Origin of the sequence: Acinetobacter sp. C15 (genome assembly GCF_013420645.1) — a bacterium.
Lineage (GTDB): Bacteria > Pseudomonadota > Gammaproteobacteria > Pseudomonadales > Moraxellaceae > Acinetobacter > Acinetobacter indicus.
On record NZ_VOXR01000019.1, the window covers coordinates 1 to 13,280 of the forward strand.

The window sequence follows — 13,280 nt, forward strand, 5'->3', positions numbered from 1 at the left end:
ATTTAGGAAAAACAGGTTGGACAGTTCAACGTTTACTCAGAATAATTCAAGTGAATTTGTTTGAAAGAAGAACTTTAAAAGCTTTATTTTCACCCGATAAAATACCCATAAAACAAGAGGAAGCTCAAATGAGCTTCCTCTTGTGAAAAATTGTGGGACAGCAATGGGTTGGGAGGGATTCTTGTAGAAAAACCCTTCTAAATCCCCCTTTCTTGCACTTCGTTTTAAAGCAATGCTTTAAAACTTGCTCAGGGGGAGTTTATATAGCAATGAAATATCAAAATAAAAAAGGACCCCAAAATGACCTTACACATCACCAAAACCGCGATTGCCCGTTGGCACCAGATGCTTGAACAGCGTGATATGGCCATCCTGAATGAACTGCTGGCCGATGAGGTGGTGTTTCGTTCTCCGGTGGCCTATCAGCCTTATGCCGGCAAGCAGGTGGTGTTTTTTATTCTGACCAATGTAATTCAGGTCTTTGAGAACTTTAGCTATCACCGTGAATTTTATGCTGCAGACGGTAACAATGTTGTGCTTGAGTTTTCTGCCCAGGTGGGAGATAAAAAACTCAAGGGTATTGATATGATCCGCTTCAATGATCAAGGTCAGATCATTGATTTTGAAGTGATGATTCGTCCTAAAAGCGGCCTCGAAGCTTTGGCTGCCGAGATGGGACAACGGATGGCACAATTTATGCCCACCTGATCTAAGCCCTGAACTCAACTGACTTCATAACATGAGAGAACTAGCATGATATAAGCCAAACCATACAAGGGGGGAACAAAACATGAAATTTGTGATCCAGAAAATGGCCCAGCTCACCCAGCGCTTGATTGATGAATGGACCGGCGCCGCAGAACCGACCTTATATTTTAATCCCGAAGGTCAAATCCGGCGCTGTATAGATGTTTTACCGCAACTGAAACAGAAATACCGGCCAACCCCGTGGCTGTCCAATACCCATGCGCATCTGCTTTATTTTGACTTAATCAAGAAAAAAACCATCCGCCTGCATTACGATGCCATTGAGCAGCTGAACATGTCCGATGGTGGCGTAACGGCTATTGCCTGGTACGGTCTGCATCTGCCACCACGCACCCCAACCATTATTGTAATGCACACCATTGTCGGAACTGCCGAGAGCATGAGCGAGCTGGTGCGGGATTTACATCAGCAGACCGGCTGGCGTATTGCCTTATGTTTACGCCGTGGTCATGCCAACTTGCCTATGCCGGTTCCGAAAATCTGCCTGTTTGGTTCCACCGAAGATTTACGGGAACAGATCCAGTTTATTCAGAAAAAATTCCCGGTTTCTGCCCTATATGGGGTAGGTTCATCGGCCGGTACCGGTTTGCTGGTGCGTTATTTAGGTGAAGAAGGCGACAAAACGCCGCTAAAAGCTGCTTTTGCACTGTGCCCGGGGTATGACACCGAAATCGGCTTTAACCATGTTCATCCGTTTTATAGTAAGGTCATGACCAAAAAGGTGATTCAGGCCTTTATTGATCCTTATCGGAGTAGCTGGCAGAAAACCAAATCGCTGGCCAAAGTCATTACCGCGCAAAACCTGGCCGAATTTGAACAGGCCTATTTTGAGATGGCCGGCTATCATGATTATGAAAGTTATAGCAAGGCCATTAACCCGATTTATGTGTTCCAGAATGTCAAAATTCCCCTGATGATTTTAAACGCCGAAGATGATCCGGTTTGTCATATTAAAAATCTGGAACCGTATAAAGAAAGTATTCAGAAAATGCCAAATATTATGGTGGTGACCACCAAAAAGGGCAGTCATTGCGGTTTTTATGAAGGTTTAGGTGCGCCACAGTCCTGGGCCACACGTTTAATGGCTGATTATTTAAAGAACCAGCATCAACAGGGTGAACGTTCTTATTCCTGAATGGAACAGCTTCATAAAAAGGCCAATAAAAAACCCAGTACATGGACTGGGTTTTTTTATGCAACAGTGCTTGAAGGCTGAAATCAGTTTTCAAGCGCTGGAGTAGCTGCGGCAATGGCTGCGGCAACAGCGTCATCTTGTGACTGGCTGTCCGGGTCCGGGTTGGCTGGACGGGCTTCTACCGGTTTGTCTTCAGCAGGAGCGGCCTGAGCTGGCTGAGGGGCTGGCGCAGGTTCACGTGGCGTCACTTCACGACGAATTTCAGTTGTGGTGTTTTCAGTTTCAGTACGTTCAACTTCGTATTCCACTGGCGCTTCAGTTTCAGACACTTCTGGCGTTTCTGCTTCAAGTGGCTCGAACTGGGCTGGCTCAGTGATCTGCTCAGTTTGCTGAACCTCAACTTCAACCTGTTCTTCTTCTTGAGGCGCTTCTTTTTTAACACAGGCACTCAGGAATAAACTGGTTGCAATTGCACCACAAATCAAAAATTTTTTGTTCATAATCTAAAAAAGGAGGGTTCAACGAGATGCGCGTATTATAACAGCAAAAAATCAGATGAAAATCCTATGAATAAAATCTAATTTTTTATCGGAAATGCTGATAGAATAGCCAATTGTTTATTGTTCTATGAATTGATGCGGAATGACTTTGCTTTATAGGTGCAGAGTAAAGTAAAATTGCGCAACATTGCAGGCCAGTTTAGGCTCGATTGTACGAGAAACCCAATGACCCATTTTATTTTCGTGACTGGTGGTGTTGTTTCATCACTAGGTAAAGGTATTTCAGCTGCTTCAGTTGCTGCACTTTTAGAAGCCCGTGGTTTGAAAGTAACCATGGTCAAAATGGATCCATACATCAATGTCGATCCAGGGACGATGAGTCCTTTCCAACATGGTGAAGTTTTTGTCACAGAGGATGGTGCTGAAACTGACTTAGACTTGGGTTATTACGAACGTTTCTTGCGTCGTGCGAAGATGACGAAGTTAAACAACTTCACATCAGGTCGCGTGTACCAAGACGTCTTAAATAAAGAGCGTCGTGGTGATTATCTGGGCGGTACCGTTCAGGTGATTCCACACATCACAGATAATATTAAAGAGCGTGTCCTTCGCGCAGGTGAAGGTTATGACGTTGCCATTGTTGAGATTGGCGGCACGGTCGGTGACATTGAATCTCTCCCATTCATGGAATCGGTCCGTCAGCTCATGGTTGAGCTCGGTCATAAACGTACCATGCTGATGCATTTAACCCTGTTGCCATACATTAAGTCTGCAGCAGAGTTAAAAACCAAGCCAACCCAGCACTCGGTTAAAGAATTACTGTCAATCGGTATTCAGCCAGATATCTTAATCTGCCGTACTGAGCACGATGTAGACGCAGATACTACCCGCAAAATTGCACTGTTCACCAACGTTGAAGCGCGTGCAGTGGTGGTATGTAAAGATGCCAAAACCATTTATCAAATTCCACGTACCTTCTATGAGCAGGATGTTGATGATTTGATCTGTGAACGTTTTGGTTTTGATGTGCCAGAAGCAGACCTGTCTGACTGGGATAACGTGGTTGAAGCCTTACTGAATCCGGAATATACCGTACGTGTAGCGATGGTTGGTAAATACGTTGAACTGCCAGATGCCTATAAATCGGTGAACGAAGCGTTATTGCATGCTGGTATTCAAAACCGTGTCAAAGTACAGATTGACTATGTCAATGCAGAAGACCTGGAAAGCCAGGACGTTGCAGCCGTACTGAAAGATGCTGACGCAATTCTGGTACCAGGTGGCTTTGGTGAGCGCGGTACTGAAGGCAAAATGGCGGCCATCCGTTATGCACGTGAAAACGGTGTACCATTCCTGGGCATCTGTTTAGGTATGCAGCTTGCCGTGATCGAATACGCACGTAACGTTGCCGGTATTGCAGATGCGACTTCAACTGAATTTAACCGTTCAACCAAATCTCCATTAATTGGTCTGATTACCGAATGGTTAGATGAGCGTGGTGAAGTACAGCAGCGTTCAGTTGATTCTGACCTCGGCGGTACCATGCGTTTAGGTGCACAAAAATCAGAACTGGTTGAAGGCACCAAAACCTGTGAAGTGTACGGTTCAGCAGAAATTATTGAACGTCACCGCCACCGCTATGAAATGAATAACCGTTATATTCCTGTTCTTGAAGAAAAAGGCATGAAAATCTCAGGTTATTCACCAGTACAGCACTTGGTGGAAACAGTTGAAATCCCTCAACATCCTTGGTTTATTGCGGTACAATTCCACCCAGAATTTACCAGCTCGCCACGTGATGGACATCCGCTGTTTGCAAGCTTTATTGATGCTGCCAAAAAGCAGTACCAAAACAAGCACTAAGCGGTAAAAGGAATAAACCAGGAAGTTTAAATGTCACAATTAAAAGCACAAGAAGTTGTACGTTTAGGCGATATACAAATGGCAAACCACTTGCCATTTGTACTATTCGGCGGCATGAACGTACTTGAGTCCAAAGATTTGGCCTTTGAAATTGCAGAAACCTATATTGATATCTGCACACGTTTGAATATTCCTTACGTTTTTAAGGCCAGCTTTGATAAAGCCAACCGTTCAAGCCTGAACTCGTTCCGTGGCCCAGGCCTGGAAAAAGGGATTGAGTGGCTGGCAGACATAAAAAAACACTTCAATGTTCCGATTATCACCGACGTGCATGAGCCGTATCAGGCTGCGCCGGTGGCTGAAGTTGCTGACATTATTCAGCTTCCTGCCTTTTTAAGCCGTCAGACCGATTTAGTTGAAGCCATGGCCAAAACACAGGCCATCATCAACATTAAAAAAGCCCAATTCCTTGCGCCGCATGAAATGCGTCATATCCTGCATAAATGTCTGGAAGCTGGTAATGACAAACTGATTCTTTGTGAACGGGGCTCAGCCTTTGGTTACAACAATCTGGTGGTCGACATGCTGGGCTTTGACATCATGAAAGAAATGAATGTGCCGGTCTTCTTCGATGTGACCCATGCGCTGCAAACGCCGGGTGGCCGTGCCGATTCAGCAGGTGGTCGCCGTGCGCAAATCACCACACTGGCGCGTGCTGGTATGGCGACTGGTCTTGCAGGTTTATTCCTGGAAGCGCATCCAGATCCGGATGTGGCCAAATGTGATGGCCCGTGTGCGCTGCGCCTGTCTCAATTAGAGCCATTCTTGGCGCAATTAAAAGAATTGGATACTTTAGTTAAAGGATTCAAAAAGTTAGATACTCATTGATGCCCGCAACAGCATCTATTATTCAATCAACTGAGGAATTGTTCATGAGCCAAATCGTTGACATTCGTGCACGTGAAATTTTGGACTCTCGTGGTAACCCAACCATCGAAGCAGACGTAATCTTAGCATCTGGCGTAGTTGGCCGTGCATGTGCACCATCTGGTGCTTCAACTGGTTCTCGTGAAGCTTTAGAACTTCGTGATGGCGATAAAACACGTTACTTAGGTAAAGGTGTGAAAACTGCCGTAAACAACGTTAACACGCTAATCCGTGATGCGCTGGTGGGTAAATCAGTATTTGAGCAAAAAGACATCGACAATACGATGATTGCTTTAGACGGTACTGAAAACAAAGAAAAATTAGGTGCAAACGCAACGCTAGCCGTATCGTTGGCTGCTGCACGCGCTGCTGCTGATGAAAAGAAAATTCCTCTTTTCCAATACATCGCAGATTTACGTGGTCAAACCATTTTGACTATGCCTGTGCCAATGATGAACATCCTGAACGGTGGTGCGCACGCAGACAACACTGTTGACATCCAAGAGTTCATGATTGAGCCAGTAGGCTTCACTTCATTCGCTGAAGCATTACGTTCAGGCGCTGAAGTATTCCATGCGTTAAAATCAGTATTAAAGAAAAAAGGTTTGAACACAGCTGTAGGTGATGAAGGTGGTTTCGCGCCGAACTTACGTTCAAACGAAGAAGCAATTACCGTAATTCTTGAAGCAATTGAACAGACTGGCTACAAAGCAGGTTCTGACATGATGCTTGCGCTTGACTGTGCATCTTCTGAATTCTACAAGAACGGTCAATACGTACTGGAAGGCGAAGGCAACAAAGCATTCACCAGCAACCAGTTTGCTGACTATTTAGCTGGCCTGGTAAACCAATATCCAATTATCTCAATTGAAGATGGTTTAGATGAATCTGACTGGGAAGGCTGGTCTTACCTGACGTCAATTCTTGGCGACAAGATCCAGTTGGTCGGTGATGACCTGTTCGTGACTAACCCTAAAATCCTGCAACGCGGTATCAACGAAAAAGTGGGTAACTCGATTCTGATTAAATACAACCAGATCGGTACCTTGACTGAAACTTTAGATGCCATCTACCTTGCAAAAGCCAATGGTTACTCGACTGTTATTTCTCACCGTTCAGGTGAAACTGAAGATTCGACCATTGCCGATCTTGCAGTAGGTACAGCAGCAGGTCAAATTAAGACCGGTTCTCTATGCCGTTCTGACCGTGTAGCGAAATATAACCAATTACTTCGTATTGAAGAATTGACGAACGCTGCATATCGCGGTAAAGCTGAGTTTAAAGGTTTAAACTAAGCGACAGATGTCAATGTTAAGTGTATTCGACTCGAAATCGAGTAAAGTACTGTTGGGCCTTGCGATCGTTCTGATCGCAGGGTTTCAATATTTATACTGGTTTGGTGAAGGTGGTTATCGTGAACATCAGGAACTGACCCAGAAAATACAACAACAAACCGAACTCAATAATGAATTAAAAGAACGTAACCGGGTTTTGGCCGCGGAAGTTTATGATTTAAAAAATGGTGTAGAAGCCATCGAAGAACATGCCCGTCTTGATCTGGGCTTAATTAAACCACATGAAACTTTTGTACAGATGAGTACCATCAGTACCCAATATAAGCCGATTTATATCAATCCGAATGCCCAGGTAGATTTACGTACCAATGAAGCACCACAGCCAGCTGCAACAACCCCTACACCATAAACTTTGGGCCGTTATTCCGGCAGCAGGCTCGGGCAGTCGCTTTTCCAAATCCGAACTCAAGCAATATCAGATGATCCAGGACCACACGGTGCTGGAGCATACGGTAGCGCGTTTAAATCAGTTGCCGCTGGCAGGTTATGTGCTGGCCATTGGTGCGCAGGATGATGTGGCCCAGCGTTTGCCGTTTGCTCATCAGGATAAAGCTCATTTTTGTCTGGGTGGCGCAGAGCGGGTCAACTCGGTACTGAATGCCTTGCAGTATTTATCTGCTATTGCATCGGATGAAGACTGGGTGCTGGTGCATGATGCCGCGCGTCCCTGTGTGGCGGTTGAAAACTTATATGCGCTGGTGAATCAGGCGGTACACAGCAACCAGAGTGCCATTCTGGCCATTCCGGTCCGTGACACCCTCAAGCGCGTAGAGACGCAGCAGCAGATTCAGACCACAGTAGACCGTGCCCAGCTGTGGCAGGCGCAAACCCCGCAAATGGCGCGCTTAGGTGAGCTAAAACGCGCGATTGAACAGGCATTGGCGCAAGAGGTGAATATTACCGATGAAGCCAGTGCGCTGGAGCATGGTGGCTATCCGGTACAGGTGGTACAGGGACGCTCGGACAATATTAAAATTACCTATCCCGATGATCTGGAGCTGGCGCGTTTAATTCTGCAAGCCCAGCACGCCGCAACCACTGCATAAAAAATCTTTGCTGAAATCATGAGTCGAGTGTGTATTTCCGATTCACTCTGCGCATGGTTCATCCTATAATTGCCGATGATTTGTTATCTGGATTGAATGGGGCGCAATGATACCTTCTCAGCAGTATCGTTTTTTACGTCACTCTTTACGTGATGGAAGAAGCATTAAAAGCGATACCTCTCGCTGGACCAAACTACACCTCGATCCCTGGCTATTATGCTTCCTGATCCTGAATGCAATTTTAGGGCTGATGGTGGTGTATAGTGCCACCGCACAGGATATGGGAATGGTGATGCGTCAGGGCATCAGCTTTGGTATCGGCTTTATTGCCATGTTTATCTGTGCGCAGATTCCGCCCAAGGTCTATCAGGCCGCCAGTCCCTATTTTTATGCCCTGGCCGTGCTCATGCTGGTACTGGTGCTGCTGATTGGTGAAACCCGCATGGGGGCCAAACGCTGGATCAGTCTGCCCGGTATTGGCAGTATGCAGCCCAGTGAATTCATGAAATTTACCATGCCACTGATGATGGCCTGGTATTTTGCCCGTAAACCGTTTCCACCCAAATTCCTGCAAATCGTCGGTGCGCTGGTGCTGCTCGGCATTCCTTTTGTGCTGGTGGCGCTACAGCCGGACTTGAACATTGGCCTGATTATTCCGGGCATTTTTGTATTGTTTCTGAGCGGCATGTCCTGGCGTTTAATTGGCGGGGCATTTGCGGCGATGGCCATTGTTGCACCGCTGGCCTGGATGTTTTTATTACAGGAATATCAAAAGAAACGGATTTTAACCCTGTTTGATCCGGAATCTGATGCACTCGGCGCTGGCTGGAATATTATTCAATCTAAAATTGCCATTGGTTCGGGTGGTCTGACCGGTAAGGGCTATCTGGAAGGCACTCAGTCGCATTTGGGTTATTTGCCGGAGCATCATACTGACTTTATTATGTCGACCTATGCTGAAGAATTTGGCTTCTTTGGCGTATTTTTACTGTTCGCGCTGTTTGCTGCAATTATTATCCGCTGCCTGATTATCAGCCTGAGCTGTTTTCATAATTTCGGTCGCCTATATGCCGGTGCAGTTGGCTTGACCTTTTTCTTTTTTGTATTTTTAAACTCAGGCATGGTGAGCGGGATTTTACCTGTAACTGGAGATCCATTACCGTTAATGAGTTATGGCGGTACGGCTGTGGTCAGTCTGCTGGCCGGGATGGGCATTGTTATGTCAGTACATACCCATCGTTAAACACGATCCTGCTGTTATAAAAAAAGCCTCATCTGAGGCTTTTGGGTTATGAGCTTTTCACAAAGCTGGCTTCCTGGGAAGACGGGTATTTGGTCAGCAGGGTGCTACGATACTGCGCGGCTAGTGCATCATTCTTGTCGACATTTTTGGCAATGCTATACAGACGATACACCGCATTAGAGGCTTTAGACGAATTTGGATATTTGCTGGCAACAATTTCAAAATTCTTTTTGGCTTCGTTGTAGTTGGTTGGTTCAATTGCCAGATTAAACTCGGCCAGCCAGAAATAGGCATTGCTAATATACACGCTATTCGGATGGTTTTTAATAAAGTTCTGCATCGGGGCAATGGCTTTTTTTGCACCGCCTTGTTTATAGGCATCCAAAGCGATGGTATAGGCCGCTTTTTCCAGTTCTTCCGTCGAGCTTTGTGTGCTAACCACGGTGGTCGCTGCTGGTGCTGGGGCAGCGGTATTATTTATGGGGTTACTGGTGGGTTGGCTGCTGCTGGCTGTACTGGGAGAACTATCCTGTTGATTATCCTCCTCTACAGCAGGTGCCGCTTCCGGATCAATTTTCTGGTTCAGAAGTTCAAGACGCTGGTCTAAATCGGTATAACGGTTGGTCAGTTCATGCTTGAGCTGGGCAATCTCGTTTTCCTGTTCTTCCATTTTGCCACGCAGGGTGCGAATATCATTTTCAAGCTGCTGGTTTTTTTGCATCAATTGCCAGTTCAGGTTGGTGGTGACCGGAGCGCCACTATTGGAGGCGCCAATGGCCGCCGGGGTGCTGGCACTGCCGCTGTTCTGGCTTAAGCCGCGTGATTCAATGGGAATATTGGCCAGTGCTGGCGCAGAGCAGAGCAGGGTGAGTGCACAGAGCGTATGCTTTTTTAGCATCATTTTCATATCCATCTTTTATCTTTACTGGGAATGTGCGGTCAGGAAAGAGCTCATTCCAAATCATCATCATGTGCACATTAAAAACGGCCCGAACCCGAATTGCAATAAGCTTTTACAAAGTTGTCATGAATTAGGCATCTGTCAAAATTCTCGGAATTCTGTTGCAAAATAACCAATTAAATACAAACTGTTTTTTTAATAATCAAATAGATGGCTGATTTATATAAAAGCGCAATCAGGACTTGCAAGTTCAATAAAATTGTCTATACTCTGTTTCTGCAATGGTAGCCCTGCCGGTTACTTCGCAATTTCACCCTGTGAACCCCGCCAGGACCGGAAGGTAGCAACGGTAGCAGACGTGGGATGTGCCGAAGCTTTGCTGGTAGGGTTGCCACCATTTTTATAATTCTTAGAATATCGCTTTTTTCTTTTTAATTTCCTTTCGATTTAATCCCTATATTATTTTCTTATATTTGTCGATGTTTCATCCTAGTTAGATGCTTATCTACATCTCTAGATTCAGTTTTTAATCTTCTGCTTTACGGTTAATCGCCTTCATAATCGCATCCATTTCAAAACCACGATACATTAAAAAGCGGATCTGTCTGGCTTTCAGTTTCGGGTCTTTCGTGACATCAGGACCAAACTTTTTAACTTTTAATTCGTAGGCTTGCTGCACCCAGTCGGTTTCTTTCAGTTCTTCTGAAATTAAAGCGGTATCAATTTTTTTGCTTTTCAGCTTCATTTTAATCTGATTGGGGCCTTTGCCTTTGCGCTTTTGGCTGGACAGCAGGGTTTCGGCCACACGCTGGTCACTCTGGTAATTCTCGCGTGACAGTTCATCGACCAAAACGACCACTTCTTCACGGTTTTCTGCATACAGCGCCAGTTTCTCAATCAGTTCAGCTTTGGAATATTCTTTACGGGTCAGGACTGCAAAGGCATAAGAGCGCAAACGTGAACCGCTTAAACCGGGTTTGTGTTCCTGACTGTTATTATGATCGAATAAACGTTCTTCAGGATCAAATTCAGGCGGGGCAGTTGCAGATACAGATGGTGCTGGCTGATCTTCTGCATCGCCAAATTGCTGCTTTAAGGTTTCATAGTCCAACAGTTTAGTGAATTTCGCATCTGACATAAGCATCTCGCAGAAAAGGGCCATCAGCATAATAACAAAACGCCCCGTAGGGCGTATTGTGTAATGTCTAAAGTCTCAACAGTTGAGTCTTACAGATCTAATGAAAAGTCAGGTTCTTCTTCGTCTTTTTCTTCAACCACGTTGCCTGTGGTTAACAGCTGTTCACGAATCAGTTTTTCAATGGTCTGTGCCAGTTCAGGATGTTCTTCCAGATGGCGAATGGTATTATTTTTACCCTGGCCAATCTTTTCACCTTGATATGAATACCAGGCACCGGCTTTTTGTACAATCTCTTGCTGTACAGCCAGGTCGACCAGTTCACCTAAATGGTTCACACCTTTGCCGTACAGAATCTGGAACAGCGCTTCACGGAACGGAGGTGCCATCTTGTTTTTCACCACTTTCACTTTGGTTTCAGAGCCGACAATTTCGTCACCTTCTTTAACCTGACCAACACGGCGAATATCTAAACGTACTGAGGCATAGAATTTCAGTGCGTTACCACCAGTGGTGGTTTCCGGGCTACCAAACATCACACCAATCTTCATACGGATCTGGTTAATGAAGATCACCATACAGTTAGAACGTTTGGCATTACCGGTAATTTTACGTAGCGCCTGGCTCATCAGACGAGCCTGCAAGCCCATATGTGAATCACCCATTTCGCCTTCAATTTCGGCACGTGGGGTCAGGGCTGCAACAGAGTCGACAACGATCAGGTCAATTGCGCCTGAACGTACCAGCATGTCTGCAATTTCCAGTGCCTGTTCACCGTTGTCCGGTTGTGAAACCAGCAGGTTGTCAATATCTACACCCAGTTTGCGCGCATATTGAGGATCAAGAGCATGTTCGGCATCAATAAAGGCACAGGTGCCGCCGGCTTTTTGACATTCCGCAATGGCTTGCAGGGTCATTGTGGTTTTACCTGAAGATTCAGGGCCATAAATTTCAATAATACGGCCTTTGGGTAAACCGCCAATACCGAGCGCAATATCCAGCGTTAATGAACCGGTAGATACTGCTTCTACAGCCTGTACGGTATTGTCACCAAGACGCATTACTGTGTTTTTACCAAACTGTTTTTCAATCTGGCTTAGGGCAGCATTTAGCGCCTTGCTTTTATTCTCATCCATCTTACAACCTCAATACGATGTCACCAAACAATATACTCAAGTGGATGTATGTACTTCAAACTCTTTCCACCCGAGTATAGTGACAGAATTTATGTTTCTCTTCTATGAAAATCAGTGGCCTTGCGACACATTCTGACGCCCAAAATTAATCATCATGATATGACCAGGACTGGTCATAGGACTGATCATTTTCTTGTTTAAATTTACTGATTTGTCGTCGGTCTTTTTTACTTGGACGATGATCAGGGCGTGCTAGATTATGCAACTTTCTTTGTGATGCAATCAATTCCCGACGAGCAATACTGACCTCAGTTTCTTCATAAAGTTGCTGGGCCACCGGTGCCGGACCGCGGACTGCTGATAAAGACAGCACTTTGACCGTTTTGCGGTCAAAGCCCTGTTGTACGGTCAGCTCCATGCCAACCCGGATTTCCTTGGAAACTTTGACGCGCTCACCATTATGATGCACCTTGCCGCCTTCAATGGCCGCTTTGGCAATTGAACGGGTTTTAAAAAAGCGGGCCGCCCAGAGCCACTTGTCAATACGCATGCTTTCTACAGCTTCGTGTTGAGCAGATTTAGGCATATATTTTGTTTTCCTCAGCGTGTTGCAATAGGGGAATCAGGTCGGTCAGCACATGCAGCATCGGATAACGGCTGTCTACACGGGCTGCTTTGCCTGATGAAGGCTGCTGAATGGTCAGCAGCTGTTGAATACCGAATTTTGCTGCACCATTGAGTACTTTTTCGGTATCATCAATAAAGTAACAGCGGGCAGGATCAAAAGGATGCTGCTGTGCCAGGTGTTGCCAGAACTCGACAAATTCTTTGGCATGTCCAACGCTTTCACTGCTGATCATGACATCAAAATAGTCGGCCAGACCAGTCTGCTCAAGTTTAAAGGCCAGGCCGGCGCAGTCGGCATTGGTGGCCAGCCAGATTGGATAGCCATTGGCTTTTAGGTAATCGAGCAGCTCGATACAGCCCGGTCTTAAAGCCACCTTATGTTTGTGCTCAATCTGCATGGCCAGTACATCGACCCCGACTTTACTGGTCCAGAAGCGCGATGAATACCAGTTGAGGGTATGGTTGTGTTCCTGATAAAACTGGAACAGGGTATCCCGGCTTTCCGCCAGACTGCATTGATGCAGCTCGGCATAGCGCACCGGTAACAGCTCATTCCAGATGAAATCATCATAGGCAAGGTCAAGCAGCGTACCATCCATGTCAAAGATGATGGTGGGTTGATCAGAATAATTCGACATATAAGG

At 45.8% G+C, this 13,280-nt stretch carries 14 protein-coding genes, 1 other RNA gene and 1 pseudogene; 10 read left to right on the top strand and 6 right to left on the bottom strand.

Annotation, left to right across the window (positions count from 1 at the left end):
• The 3 genes and pseudogenes from FTT63_RS08945 to FTT63_RS08955 form a co-directional block, all read left to right on the top strand.
• Window positions 1-146 (top strand): annotated as a pseudogene (locus FTT63_RS08945) (IS4 family transposase); the annotation flags it as partial.
• A gap of 154 nt (window positions 147-300) precedes the next feature.
• Window positions 301-708 carry a nuclear transport factor 2 family protein gene (locus FTT63_RS08950; RefSeq protein ID WP_075166817.1) on the top strand — a complete coding sequence of 136 codons (408 nt, stop codon included), beginning with the start codon at window positions 301-303 and terminating at the stop codon, window positions 706-708.
• A gap of 82 nt (window positions 709-790) precedes the next feature.
• The gene (locus FTT63_RS08955) at window positions 791-1,903 is read left to right on the top strand and encodes a YheT family hydrolase (RefSeq protein ID WP_016659027.1); all 1,113 of its coding nucleotides are present in this window, start codon (window positions 791-793) and stop codon (window positions 1,901-1,903) included.
• An 83-nt stretch (window positions 1,904-1,986) separates the two neighbouring features.
• On the opposite strand, the gene FTT63_RS08960 is transcribed toward FTT63_RS08955, so the two are convergent.
• Entirely contained in the window at window positions 1,987-2,403 is a 417-nt protein-coding gene (locus FTT63_RS08960) for a hypothetical protein (protein ID WP_005178512.1), read from the bottom strand.
• Window positions 2,404-2,628: 225 nt separating this feature from the next.
• Here FTT63_RS08960 and FTT63_RS08965 point away from each other — a divergent pair, with 225 nt between their 5' ends.
• The 6 genes from FTT63_RS08965 (at window position 2,629) to rodA (ending at window position 8,837) form a co-directional block, all read left to right on the top strand.
• Window positions 2,629-4,266 carry a CTP synthase gene (locus FTT63_RS08965; RefSeq protein ID WP_005178510.1) on the top strand — a complete coding sequence of 546 codons (1,638 nt, stop codon included), beginning with the start codon at window positions 2,629-2,631 and terminating at the stop codon, window positions 4,264-4,266.
• A 30-nt stretch (window positions 4,267-4,296) separates the two neighbouring features.
• Window positions 4,297-5,154: a 3-deoxy-8-phosphooctulonate synthase gene (gene kdsA / locus FTT63_RS08970; protein ID WP_005178509.1), complete on the top strand. Its 858-nt coding sequence runs from the start codon at window positions 4,297-4,299 to the stop codon at window positions 5,152-5,154.
• Between the two features lie 44 nt (window positions 5,155-5,198).
• Window positions 5,199-6,488: a phosphopyruvate hydratase gene (gene eno / locus FTT63_RS08975; protein ID WP_005178507.1), complete on the top strand. Its 1,290-nt coding sequence runs from the start codon at window positions 5,199-5,201 to the stop codon at window positions 6,486-6,488.
• Window positions 6,489-6,495: 7 nt separating this feature from the next.
• A complete protein-coding gene (locus tag FTT63_RS08980) occupies window positions 6,496-6,897 on the top strand; it encodes a septum formation initiator family protein (protein ID WP_075167982.1) in 402 nt (133 codons plus the stop codon).
• Complete coding sequence (gene ispD, locus FTT63_RS08985) at window positions 6,857-7,594, top strand: 2-C-methyl-D-erythritol 4-phosphate cytidylyltransferase (RefSeq protein WP_005178503.1); 738 nt, start codon at window positions 6,857-6,859, stop codon at window positions 7,592-7,594. Before FTT63_RS08980 ends, ispD begins: the two co-directional genes overlap by 41 nt.
• A 106-nt stretch (window positions 7,595-7,700) precedes the next feature.
• A complete protein-coding gene (gene rodA, locus FTT63_RS08990) occupies window positions 7,701-8,837 on the top strand; it encodes a rod shape-determining protein RodA (RefSeq protein WP_005178500.1) in 1,137 nt (378 codons plus the stop codon).
• A gap of 46 nt (window positions 8,838-8,883) precedes the next feature.
• Here the strand turns inward: rodA and FTT63_RS08995 are convergent, their stop codons facing one another.
• Window positions 8,884-9,738: a YbgF trimerization domain-containing protein gene (locus tag FTT63_RS08995; protein ID WP_180192185.1), complete on the bottom strand. Its 855-nt coding sequence runs from the start codon at window positions 9,736-9,738 to the stop codon at window positions 8,884-8,886.
• 291 nt (window positions 9,739-10,029) lie between these two features.
• On the opposite strand from FTT63_RS08995, the gene ffs reads away from it, so the two are divergent.
• Window positions 10,030-10,126, top strand: an RNA gene (gene ffs, locus FTT63_RS09000) — signal recognition particle sRNA small type.
• Between the two features lie 138 nt (window positions 10,127-10,264).
• Here ffs and FTT63_RS09005 read toward each other — a convergent pair.
• From FTT63_RS09005 to FTT63_RS09020, 4 genes are all read right to left on the bottom strand, one after another.
• A complete protein-coding gene (locus tag FTT63_RS09005) occupies window positions 10,265-10,876 on the bottom strand; it encodes a regulatory protein RecX (RefSeq protein ID WP_005178497.1) in 612 nt (203 codons plus the stop codon).
• Between the two features lie 89 nt (window positions 10,877-10,965).
• Window positions 10,966-12,009, bottom strand: a complete 1,044-nt coding sequence (recA, locus tag FTT63_RS09010; protein ID WP_005178495.1) for a recombinase RecA — start codon at window positions 12,007-12,009, stop codon at window positions 10,966-10,968.
• A gap of 145 nt (window positions 12,010-12,154) precedes the next feature.
• Window positions 12,155-12,595: an RNA-binding S4 domain-containing protein gene (locus tag FTT63_RS09015; RefSeq protein WP_005178493.1), complete on the bottom strand. Its 441-nt coding sequence runs from the start codon at window positions 12,593-12,595 to the stop codon at window positions 12,155-12,157.
• Window positions 12,588-13,274, bottom strand: a complete 687-nt coding sequence (locus FTT63_RS09020; protein ID WP_180192186.1) for an HAD-IA family hydrolase — start codon at window positions 13,272-13,274, stop codon at window positions 12,588-12,590. The genes FTT63_RS09015 and FTT63_RS09020 overlap by 8 nt, the downstream gene beginning before the upstream one ends.
• Window positions 13,275-13,280 lie beyond the last annotated feature (6 nt).

Excerpts from the sequence above, each read along its gene's own strand:
- FTT63_RS08950 (WP_075166817.1), top strand. The coding sequence starts at position 301 with ATGACCTTACACATCACCAAAACCGCGATTGCCCGTTGGCACCAGATG.
- FTT63_RS08955 (WP_016659027.1), top strand. The coding sequence starts at position 791 with ATGAAATTTGTGATCCAGAAAATGGCCCAGCTCACCCAGCGCTTGATT.
- FTT63_RS08960 (WP_005178512.1), bottom strand. The coding sequence starts at position 2,403 with ATGAACAAAAAATTTTTGATTTGTGGTGCAATTGCAACCAGTTTATTC.
- FTT63_RS08965 (WP_005178510.1), top strand. The coding sequence starts at position 2,629 with ATGACCCATTTTATTTTCGTGACTGGTGGTGTTGTTTCATCACTAGGT.
- kdsA (WP_005178509.1), top strand. The coding sequence starts at position 4,297 with ATGTCACAATTAAAAGCACAAGAAGTTGTACGTTTAGGCGATATACAA.
- eno (WP_005178507.1), top strand. The coding sequence starts at position 5,199 with ATGAGCCAAATCGTTGACATTCGTGCACGTGAAATTTTGGACTCTCGT.
- FTT63_RS08980 (WP_075167982.1), top strand. The coding sequence starts at position 6,496 with ATGTCAATGTTAAGTGTATTCGACTCGAAATCGAGTAAAGTACTGTTG.
- ispD (WP_005178503.1), top strand. The coding sequence starts at position 6,857 with ATGAAGCACCACAGCCAGCTGCAACAACCCCTACACCATAAACTTTGG.
- rodA (WP_005178500.1), top strand. The coding sequence starts at position 7,701 with ATGATACCTTCTCAGCAGTATCGTTTTTTACGTCACTCTTTACGTGAT.
- FTT63_RS08995 (WP_180192185.1), bottom strand. The coding sequence starts at position 9,738 with ATGATGCTAAAAAAGCATACGCTCTGTGCACTCACCCTGCTCTGCTCT.
- FTT63_RS09005 (WP_005178497.1), bottom strand. The coding sequence starts at position 10,876 with ATGTCAGATGCGAAATTCACTAAACTGTTGGACTATGAAACCTTAAAG.
- recA (WP_005178495.1), bottom strand. The coding sequence starts at position 12,009 with ATGGATGAGAATAAAAGCAAGGCGCTAAATGCTGCCCTAAGCCAGATT.
- FTT63_RS09015 (WP_005178493.1), bottom strand. The coding sequence starts at position 12,595 with ATGCCTAAATCTGCTCAACACGAAGCTGTAGAAAGCATGCGTATTGAC.
- FTT63_RS09020 (WP_180192186.1), bottom strand. The coding sequence starts at position 13,274 with ATGTCGAATTATTCTGATCAACCCACCATCATCTTTGACATGGATGGT.